The sequence below is a fragment of the Aminobacter sp. P4_D5 genome, assembly GCF_056401815.1.
In genome coordinates, this window is the sequence record NZ_JBFUIP010000247.1 from 1 (window position 1) to 5869 (window position 5869).

Below are 5869 nucleotides of genomic sequence, written 5' to 3' on the forward strand. Positions count from 1 at the left end.
GCCAAGGCCGAGATGTTTGCTCCAGGCTCAAAGCTCTTGGCCACCATCGCCGCTTTGAACGCATCAGACCAGCGCCGACGACGCGCAATTGGCGCACCTTCAAACGGAGCCGGAAACGCCTCAATCAAATGAAAATTTCTATCCGCAGGCATAGGCGTAGACATAGAACATGGCACCAATCTGGATCGCTCGTGCCAAATGTCGCCTGAAGCTTTACCTAAAACCAGATGGGATGCCCTTGGCGCTTACACAAATGGCCGTGTTTGGCTTGTTCATGATGAGCGGCGACGGGCGACGTTAAGATCCGGCAGTCTCGGCGGATATCTCATCCTTGCGCCGCAGCATTCCGAAACTGGCAGCGGCCAGTAAATGCCAGTTGTGCGGTGATAATTCTGCGTTGTAAAAATCAGAACTGGAAGGCCATAAGACTCACCCGGTTTTGTCTTGGCTACCAATGGAAGTTCGTCCCGCTGCCGTTTCTACGGCGACCTGGTTAGCCCTTGTCATTTTTGCAGTACCGAAAACTCAGTCGTGGGCGGCGCTCCGAGGTGCGGACGCGCAGTTCATCCATAAACTCTTCCCACACGGTCCGCCTCTTTTAGTAATTGCATGCGAATTCCAGCCGAAAGGTAAGAGTTCTGCGTCAAACAGAAGATCGTACGCTGTCAGTCAACAGCTTGACCCCCAGCGCTCCAACCACCACTCCCGCAGCGCGGTCGATCCAGACTTTGGATCGCAAATAGGCAGCCTTCGGCCCACGCGATGAAAAACTCAGTGCCACGATGGCGTACCATGCAAATTCGTTGAGGAAGAGCATCGGCGGCAGAGCAAATAACATCCAGAATGGTGCCGGCGAGGGCAAAAGCGCGGCGAACATCGAAGCATAAAAGATCGCTGTCTTCGGATTGGAGAGTTGCACAAAGAGACCACGCAGAAGGGACTTCCAAAGCGTGCTTGGTCGTCCGGTTGTCGACTCGGCAACCTCTATCGGTTCGGGCGCGGCGCGCCAGATATTAATTCCGAGCCAAACAAGATAGGCTCCGCCGGCCAGCCTTAGCGCAAGATTAAGCCATTGAACTTGCAGCAGGATCGCCGTCAGGCCCACGACCGCGACGCAGGCGAAAACAAAGCCGCCTATGCCCATGCCTAACGCCGCCATTACCCCGTCTGCGCGCGACCCTGAGATGGCGATGCGCGAAACCACGACAAAGCTCGGGCCTGGGCTGATAGCCCCGAGAAGAAAGACCCCGAGGATGGAGAACAAGATCGCAAGTTCATGCACTGCGTTTCCTCCTCCTATCCAACGCTCTTCGCGCTGGACGCTTCACTGAGACCTACCCAGCCACCCCGCGGAAGCTGCCATATCACGGCGACGGCTGTTACTCGCTGCGCGTCACCTGGTCGCCGACGGTCAGCGTCCTTCATCGTGCATTTGAGCCGTTTTAGCCACCTATTTGCTGCCTGGCGGTTTCTTTCCCGATGACGTGCCGTCGGGGTTCATTCCGTAGCGGCGATAGAGTTCCTGTTCGTCGCGTGCTAGTTGCGCGCCCATGCGAGCGTCGGCGCTTTTCGCTAACGCGTTGCGGGCAGCAAGACCGGCAGGCCCCAGTGCCATTGCCGAAAGGCCTGTCGGATCAGATGCAGCCGCGATACCTGCCACGCCCTGAGCAGTGCCCAACGCTACGGCTTCGGCGTTGAGCTGTTTCTCCAAGGCCCTGGTGTTGTCGGAAAAGTTCGAACCCTCAAAATTGGACTTGGTACTCTGGCATGCAACCAACCCGAAAATCGCAAACGACGCACAAGAAAAACGAACTCCGTAGCCGTTCCATACCATGTTTTTAGGATCCCCTTGCCTGCAAAAGTCGGCATACCCCGCCGGATTCCGGCCCTGCGCCGGAGTCCAATCCGATCGACCGCTGCTTAGAACCTGATGCTCAGGTCGGCCTTGAAGCCGTTATCGCTGGCGTGGCTGGCCAATTGCCCTGCGTAGGAGAGACCAAGCGTCGCCTGGGACGAGACGGCAAAGTCCAGCCCGGCCTCGATCACAGCCACATCGCGGGCAATCGGCGTACCCACGACCGTGAAGGCCTCTCCCCCGGCAAAGGCTACGCTCGCCAGGGGCTTGACGTCGCCGGAGGCATGGCGCCAGCCGAGCGTTCCGCGCGCGGTGGCAGCGACGCCGCCGAGCACGAAGTTACTTTGGGCGCGGATACCGAGCGTGGTGAAGGTGGCGTCGGTGGTGGTGCCGGTCGCTTTCAGCGCCGCCGCTCCGCCATGCTCGTTGAAGCCATCAGTGTGCAGGCTGACATAGGCCAGATTGGCAAAGGGCTCGAAGGAAGCCGCCGCCGTATCGATACGGTAGCCAACCTCGGCGAAGATCTGGGCGGTGCCTGCGTCGTACTTCGCGGACAGACTGTCTTCGAAGCCGGGGAAGGCAACACTGCGGCCGATGTCGATGCGGCTCCAACTGTATGCGGCCCCACCGCGCAGGCCAACAGCGCCCCACTGGCCACCGCCGTAAAGGCCGAGATGGTAGTTGTCGCTGTTGCCCGACGAGGAGCGGTCGTCCACGTCGAACGTGGTCTGGCTATAGCCGGCGACCAGGCCAGCGCGCCAGGCCTCGCCAAAGGCCGCGTCGCCACCTATCAGCAAGCCGCCGGTGGAATCGTCGAGGCTTGCCGCATTGCCGTCGCCCCGAAACGAACCCCAGGAGCCAAATGCCTCGCTCCACATGGCAAAGCGGTCGGTGGCAGCCGGCGCCAGTTCGGAGCCGCCCTCGCCATAGGCCAAAACTGGCAAGGCGGCAGCGCCGACGGCCCCGAAGGCCGAACGGACACGCGCGTCTGCCGCATCGCGGACGAAGCGGCTGTCGTTGAGCAGTACGCCCTTGGCGGACGAATGGATCTCACCTGACATCTCATCGAAGGCAAATCGGGCATCCGCGGCGCTCAGCGTCAGCACGCGGTCATAAAGGGCATTGCCCGCGCCAAGCCCCTCTACGCCGCCGCCGGTGACGATCTGATTGTGCGTGTTTCCGACATTCTCGAAGGTCGTGCCATTGCGTGTCAGCGCCAGCTTCACGTCTTTCTCGGAATAACTCAGGGCCGCATCGAGGAAGGCGAGATTCGAGGTGACCCCGGCAAAGGTGCCATCGATTCCGCCCTCGGCGCTCAGGATCGTGTAGCTGGTCTGGTCGGCATAGTCACCGCCGCTCGCCAGCGTCGCAACGCGGCCGCCATTGAGATATGCAATGCCCGTCACATCGACCCGATCGCTGTTGCCGGCTGCGTCGGCCTTCACTTCGAGAGTGGAGCCCTCCTGCATGGTCAAGTCGCCGTCGACTGACAGCACGCCCATCGACTTTCCACCCGTGAGGGTACCGGAAACCACTGCCGTGCCTACCGTCCCGTTGCCACCGAGGCGCCCTTCGGCCCCGACGACCACGTCGCCAATATCGCCATCGACCTGCAGCGTGCCCTGGCGCACTTCCGTGCCACCCCAATAGGTGTTCTCGCCTTCAAGGACGAGCGTGCCCAGATCGGTCTTGACCAGTCGCCCGGCACCATCCATGTTGTTGTAGATGGTTGCGGTGTAATTCGCACCGGCTGCAGTGCCGTCGCCAACCCGGATGAAAGCGTCACCCGCAACCAGTTCGAGCATGTCGCCTGACAGGATGTAGCCGTCACTCGCGAATTGCATGCCGGTTGCCTGCACCTGCCCTGTGCCACTGTCCACAAGCACGTTGCCCGCCGTGCCCCCGAAGACCGCAAAGCCAGGACGAGGGTTCATAGGACCGTTCAGGATGCCGTTTGCATCGGTGAAAGCGCGACCGCCAGTTTTCCAGCGGCCGCCGCCGCCATCAACCTTGTTGTTGTCCCAGTTTGCAGCTTTGTCGCCATCCCAAAACAACACCGGACCGTAATTTGGATCATCCGCGACCAAGTTGACTTGCCCACCAACCGCAGTCTGTACGGCGAGATTATCGGCATCATAGCCGTTGGGCACAGTCCCGATTTCAAGACCGCGGTCGTCGAGCGCTCCGCCATAGCTGAACAAGCGATAAACCCCGGGACCGAAGCCGCCTTTGTTGACCACATTCAACCTGCCGTCGAGCACGATGTCGCCGGCAACATTGAAAAGCGCCGCCGTCTTCTCCGTGCCGAGATTGGCTTCAACGATTGAGCTGGCGGTCAGAGATAAATCACGCATCGACAACGTTGTTCCATCCGTGCCGGAAAGCGTTCCTCCATCAACGAAGACGTCGCCAAGTTGGCCGGTTCCCCGCAAGCGACCACCGGTTACGTAGACGGGGGTGCCCGCGAAGTTGCCGTTGACGGCGAGAGTGCCGCCCTGGAGCGACATTCGGCCGTTGTAGCCAAGACCGTTGCCCTCGAGAAACAGACCACTCGTTCCAGCTTTTACCAGATGGGCGTCCGCCTCCCCGACAAGGCTCCCGCGAAAGTTGAAGCCCAAGCTGTCGGATGCGATGGTCAGCCTGCTGGATGCGAGGTCCACCGTGCCATCGCCCGTGAGGGAGCTGATCTGCTGGTTGGCGGCAAGTTTGAGTCTGCCGGAGCCGGTGGGAGTGTAGCGACCGCCCGCATCGAGGACGTTTGCAGCCCCCGCGGTCAGTTGCCCCTGGTCGATGCTGAAGCCCATTCCAACATTCATGGACCCGGTGACGACAAGTTCCCCCGCCCCCGATTTGCCCATGAAGACCATGCCATAACCGCGGCCGATCGTACCCGCCTGTGTGGCGGTGCCGGAATCGACGCGGAAATCAGTGTTCGCATTGAGAATGACATTGTTGCTAACCATAACGCCATTGGCGTAAGAGAGCGCCAGCGAACTCCCCCACTCGCCACCGAACGTCACCGCACCAGCGCCTAGGGCATTGTCGTTTTCGACACGCACCGTTCCGTTTCTGACGAACAGGCCGCCCGCAAAGGTGTTGGCACCGGAAAGCGTGAGGGTGCCGCCACCAACTTTAGTGAGGCTCTTCGCTCCCGAAAGCACGCCCGAAAGCGTTGTGTGCTGCGCCGTATCAAGGCTCGCGCTGCTGTTAACGACTATGTCGTTGGCAAGGGTCATCGCGGTAGGCGCGTAGAACGCGAGCGATCCGCCGTTGAAGGTGACAGCCCCGGTGCCGAGTGCATTGTTGTGCATCAACGAGAGAGTGCCTTCGGAAACATCGGTGCCGCCCGAGTATGTATTGTTGCCAATGACGATCAGCTTTCCCGCTCCCCCCTTGGAGAACGAGCCGGTTCCTGAAACGATACCCGAAACGGTCGCCGTGACACCCGTTCCCGCGGTGAAGGTATTCACGCCCGTCATGGAAATGGCGCTGGCTTCGTTGTCGCCATCGTTGAAGACGAAAGTGCCTGCGGATGCCGGCAGGGTTACCGCGATGACCACCGTCGAAACACCGGCAAGCAGCAGATGCCTGCGGCGGCAGGCGGGAAGACTCGATCGTGCGAAAGTTCGCTGCGACATATGAAGACTCCAAATGCGTTCGCTGCGGCAAAGCTCCGCCAGCGACGGACGCGGGAAAGCGCCCTGGGGATGAACGTTGATGATGTAACTTGGTGGTCCGCCGTCGCCTTGGCCCGGCGCCGCTGTCCCACAAGCCTACCCTGGTAGCGCGGGCTCCAGGCTATCGAGCTGGTCTGCACGTAATCAGATCAACCCTGCGCATGCCTTTACCAGCGGTTGTATCTCGGCTAAAGGGTCATTCGCTTACAATTCTTCTGCCAATTTCGCTGGAAAACGGGGCATCACCACAGTACGCAAAGGAAATGCGGGGGACTTATGGCCTCACGGTGAAATTCGGGCAGGTATAATCCAATGACGTCGCTAAGCAATGCGAGCG

4 protein-coding genes are annotated in these 5869 nt (G+C 60.4%); all 4 read right to left on the minus strand.

Annotated features, from left to right (window positions below; all coding sequences use genetic code 11):
* Positions 1–164: transposase (locus tag AC1DWF_RS29460; protein ID WP_476789646.1), on the minus strand; the 164-nt coding region annotated here is incomplete at its 3' end.
* A 479-nt stretch (positions 165–643) separates the two neighbouring features.
* Positions 644–1282 (minus strand): LysE family translocator, encoded by a 639-nt coding sequence (locus tag AC1DWF_RS29465; protein ID WP_476786146.1) that lies wholly within the window; start codon positions 1280–1282, stop codon positions 644–646.
* Between the two features lie 168 nt (positions 1283–1450).
* Positions 1451–1834, minus strand: coding sequence for a hypothetical protein (locus tag AC1DWF_RS29470; protein WP_476786147.1), 384 nt, complete (start codon positions 1832–1834; stop codon positions 1451–1453).
* An 86-nt stretch (positions 1835–1920) separates the two neighbouring features.
* A complete protein-coding gene (locus AC1DWF_RS29475) occupies positions 1921–5493 on the minus strand; it encodes an autotransporter domain-containing protein (RefSeq protein ID WP_476804442.1) in 3573 nt (1190 codons plus the stop codon).
* Between the last annotated feature and the right edge of the window lie 376 nt (positions 5494–5869).

Bases quoted from the DNA above. Each gene is read 5' to 3' on its own strand.
- AC1DWF_RS29475 (WP_476804442.1), bottom strand. From the start codon at position 5,493: ATGTCGCAGCGAACTTTCGCACGATCGAGTCTTCCCGCCTGCCGCCGC.
- AC1DWF_RS29470 (WP_476786147.1), bottom strand. From the start codon at position 1,834: ATGGTATGGAACGGCTACGGAGTTCGTTTTTCTTGTGCGTCGTTTGCG.